The organism is uncultured Paraglaciecola sp. (genome assembly GCF_913058035.1).
GTDB lineage: Bacteria > Pseudomonadota > Gammaproteobacteria > Enterobacterales > Alteromonadaceae > Paraglaciecola.
Map to the genome: position 1 here is coordinate 1 of NZ_CAJXPA010000277.1, position 4,047 is coordinate 4,047.

Here is a 4,047-nt window from a genome sequence, read left to right on the forward strand (position 1 = left end):
CAATAGCAAGATCTGTTATACTGATCAAAGCCTCAGCCACACCGGCTACTATGGCTGGTATGGCGAGTTTAAGGATTTGCGACGTGTTGATTTGAACTGCCATAAAACGCGCAAAGATAATCCCTAAAATATAAGTGCTTATACCCTATATAGTCTGAATTTATCGTAAGAGAAAGGTTTTTTTCTTTATACAAAGAATAAAAATAAACCATAGCGCCAGTTCTGAGCTGAGTCGAAGTTTTGTTAACGATTCTTTTTATTCTGAAATGGAAAGGAAAAAGGATTGTTTTATTTCAGTAAATTCAAATTGTAAATGGTATTACGTGTATCTTTGGAATCTAATTTTTTGGGGAATTAGCTCATTTGGCTAGAGCGCTACGCTGGCAGTGTAGAGGTAACCGGTTCGATCCCGGTATTCTCCACCATAGATTATCAAAGTGCTCAAACAAAACAGCCTGCTCATTTTGAGCGGGCTGTTTGCTTAAGTATACACAACGGATGTAGTTTTCTAAATATTTATACTGTGCCGCAGCTTAGCACAGGCTTTTTTCTTAATCAAGGGAAAATTTCAACCCTAATCCCGATAGCTATCGAAATTAAGATTAAAAGTTTTAAATTTTAAGGTGTAAAAATGAGCAAGGAAAAACTAAAAACGCGCTTAGCTATCTGTTATGGATATATGTAGGGTCTACTGAAAAACTAAAACTTATCATATATAACATTAATAATCAAGTAAATATGTTTGTAAAAAGCATGTTTTTCCACTTGTAATATGCAGGTTTATTGTATCTTAGAGTAAATTAAGTTTGCATTATGATACAGTATACGTCAGAAAATCAGACCAGTATTTTCGACTTCAAAACGCCGTTTAAAAAGTCTTTATCACCTGATAATCGATGGGTAAAGATGTCTAATGATGTTCCGTGGGATGTTTTTGCACAACACTATATCTCCTTGATGAATACCAAGCGAGGACGTCCAGGTATAAATCCCAGAACCATCTTGGGAGCACTAATCATCAAGCACAAAGAAGGGCTGAGCGATCAAGGTACCATAGAGATGATACAAGAAAATATCTATATGCAGTTTTTCGTAGGTTTGGAAGGTTTTCAAACCAAGCCCATTTTTGACTCTTCTCTTTTTGTGACCATCAGAAAGAGACTCGGAAAAGAGACCTTTGATGAACTTAACTCGTATTTGATTCAAAACCTCTCAGCCAAGTCAGATAAGAAGAATATCACAAAAAAGAAAGACGATGATGACTTGCCTCCAAACAAGGGTAAACTGCAAGGCGATGCTACAGTAGCAGACCAATACATTACCTATCCTACAGACTCCAAGCTGCTTAATGCTAGCAGAAAGAAACTAGAAGATATGATAGATAAGCTCTACCACTGGGATGATAGCCTAAAGCAGAAGCCAAGAACGTATAGAAGAAAAATGAGCACCGTTTTTTTAAATTATTCTAAGAAAAAGAGGAAGACACATACAGATCACCGCAAGATGAATAGAAAGCTACTGGAATGTGTGAGACGTAACCTGAAGTATATAGGTAGAATGTTGCCAAACACACAAGAATTTGTACTAGGCAAAGATTATCCGCTGACCAGAGCAGACCTAGATATGTTAGAAACCATAAAAAAGCTATACATACAACAAAAACAAATGTATGATACCAAAACTCGTACCTGCGAGAATAGGATAGTAAGTATACATCAAGCTCACGTACGCCCCATAGTGCGTGGAAAGCAAAACGCACGGGTAGAGTTTGGGAGCAAACTAGGCGTAGGTTTAGATAATGGGTTCGCACTTATAGAAACCCTGAGTTGGGATGCCTATAATGAAAGTAAAGACCTCAAAGCCCAAGTAGAGACCTACTGTGGGCTACACGGATACTATCCAGAGCTGGTACAAGTAGATAAGATATACGCTACTCGAGAGAACCGTAAGTGGCTTCAAGAAAGAAACATACGTATTACAGCACCTCCACTAGGCAGAAAGGCAAAAACTAAAATGAATCATTACGAAAAAGCCAAGCGAAAGAAGGAGGCCGCAGAGCGAAATCATATAGAAGGCAAATTTGGACAAGGCAAAAACCGATACAACCTTAATAAAATAAGAGCAAGACTAAAACAAACTTCTGAAACGTGGATAAGCTGTATCTTCTTTGTAATGAATCTGATAAACTACCGGAAGAAAGCTTCTTCCGTGTCTATATTTTGGCAATATCTCCTGTCTCTAAACATCATATGCAGCACAAAACGAATATACAAGTTCATAAAACTTATATCAAAAGAAATTGGAAATTCCACAACACTAAATGGACATCCAAATCAAAATTTTTACTCGAAGGCGAAAATGATTTTTCAGTAGACCCTATCTAGAACGAACGATTCATTAAGCATGCTGCCTGTCTCACAAGAGGAGAGAAGCATGCTTAGGCCGCATTTATGATAGAGCTGTTTATAAAACAGATGCCTCTATTGTAAAAAGCTTGCGTGATGGAGATTTAAATTTTACTCATAAAAAAATCCCCATCATTACTGATGGGGATTTTCAAGTTGCGAGAGGTTGTTACACCTTTATTATTTTACTTTATTTACTACAGCTGTAAAAGCTTCTGGGTGATTCATGGCAAGATCTGCAAGAACTTTACGATTTAACTCGATATGGTTCTTTTTAACAGCTCCCATAAATACGGAGTAGCTCATTCCATGCATGCGAGCACCAGCGTTGATACGCGTGATCCACAATCTACGAAATGATCTTTTCTTGTTTCTTCTATCGCGGTAAGAATAAGACATTGCTTTATCTACTGCATTTTTTGCTACTGTCCAAACGTTTTTACGACGTCCGAAGTAACCTTTTGCCTGCTTGAGGACTTTTTTTCTACGAGCTCTACGAGCTACGGCATTTACTGATCTTGGCATAATTTAATTGTTTTTTGTAGTAGGCGGTCTTGTTAATTTGATGACTCTTTATTTCAGAAATAAACAATCGACAATCGTCAATCGCAAATCAATGAAGCCTATCTCCAGGGTTATAAAATTGTTTAACCGTGAACTCAATTACTTCAAACGAAGCATTTGTTTCACATTACTTGTATCTGCTTCATGAACTAAACCGTCATGAGTTAATTTAAGCTTACGTTTCTTAGACTTCTTTGTTAAGATGTGACTTTTAAACGCGTGCTTTCTTTTGATTTTACCAGTACCCGTAAGCTTGAAACGCTTCTTAGCACTAGATTTTGTTTTTTGTTTAGGCATTATTCCTTCTTTTATATATTATTTCGTTGTTTCTCTTTTGGCACACGTACCTGTTGAGAGGGTATATAAATAAGTCCCTAAGGATCAGATTTCAATTTTAATAGTTTTACACTATTTCTTTTTTGGAGCAATGAACATGATCATACGCTTTCCTTCTAATTTTGGCATTTGTTCTACTTTACCTAATTCTTCCAGATCTTGCGCCAGTCTTAACAATAAGATTTCTCCTTGATCTTTATATATAATAGAACGACCTTTAAAAAATACATACGCTTTTAGTTTAGCACCATCTTTAAGGAACTTTTCAGCGTGTTTCTTTTTAAATTCATAATCATGCTCGTCGGTGTTGGGCCCAAAACGTATTTCTTTTAAAACAATTTTACTTGTTTTCGCCTTGAGAACTTTTTCTCGTTTTTTTTGTTCGTATAGGAATTTTTTATATTCTAAAATTTTACATACTGGAGGCTTAGCATTTGGAGAAATCTCAACTAAATCTAATTCTAGTGATTCCGCTAATGCAAGTGCTTTGTTGAGAGAGTAAACTCCAATTTCAACATTTTCTCCAACCAAACGTAGTTCTTGAGCCATTATCTTTTGATTGATACGGTGTGGATCTACTTTGATTACCCTTCCAGGGCGGTTCGTTCTACGTCTACGTATTGCTATGTCTTCTGTCTTTTAAATTAAACTTCAAAGCTCGTTAAGCTACTTTTCACTTCTTTATTTATCATATTCACTACTTTTTCTGTCGTAAAGCTTCCTAAATCACCTTCAGAATGCT

General features: G+C 36.3%; 4 protein-coding genes and 1 tRNA gene. 2 read left to right on the plus strand and 3 right to left on the minus strand.

Annotated features, from left to right (window positions below; genetic code table 11):
- Positions 1-348 precede the first annotated feature (348 nt).
- Both QZ562_RS20075 and QZ562_RS20080 read left to right on the plus strand, forming a co-directional pair.
- Positions 349-425: transfer RNA gene (locus QZ562_RS20075), tRNA-Ala, on the plus strand.
- A gap of 388 nt (positions 426-813) precedes the next feature.
- Positions 814-2,373, plus strand: a complete 1,560-nt coding sequence (locus tag QZ562_RS20080) for an IS5 family transposase (RefSeq protein WP_293764278.1) — start codon at positions 814-816, stop codon at positions 2,371-2,373.
- A gap of 212 nt (positions 2,374-2,585) precedes the next feature.
- On the opposite strand, the gene rplT is transcribed toward QZ562_RS20080, so the two are convergent.
- From rplT to infC, 3 genes are all read right to left on the minus strand, one after another.
- Complete coding sequence (rplT, locus tag QZ562_RS20085; RefSeq protein ID WP_293764281.1) at positions 2,586-2,930, minus strand: 50S ribosomal protein L20; 345 nt, start codon at positions 2,928-2,930, stop codon at positions 2,586-2,588.
- 138 nt (positions 2,931-3,068) lie between these two features.
- A complete protein-coding gene (rpmI, locus tag QZ562_RS20090) occupies positions 3,069-3,266 on the minus strand; it encodes a 50S ribosomal protein L35 (protein WP_293764284.1) in 198 nt (65 codons plus the stop codon).
- 111 nt (positions 3,267-3,377) lie between these two features.
- Positions 3,378-3,932, minus strand: coding sequence for a translation initiation factor IF-3 (gene infC, locus QZ562_RS20095; protein WP_363315388.1), 555 nt, complete (start codon positions 3,930-3,932; stop codon positions 3,378-3,380).
- Positions 3,933-4,047: the final 115 nt, after the last annotated feature.

Excerpts from the sequence above, each read along its gene's own strand:
- QZ562_RS20080 (WP_293764278.1), top strand. The coding sequence starts at position 814 with ATGATACAGTATACGTCAGAAAATCAGACCAGTATTTTCGACTTCAAA.
- rplT (WP_293764281.1), bottom strand. The coding sequence starts at position 2,930 with ATGCCAAGATCAGTAAATGCCGTAGCTCGTAGAGCTCGTAGAAAAAAA.
- rpmI (WP_293764284.1), bottom strand. The coding sequence starts at position 3,266 with ATGCCTAAACAAAAAACAAAATCTAGTGCTAAGAAGCGTTTCAAGCTT.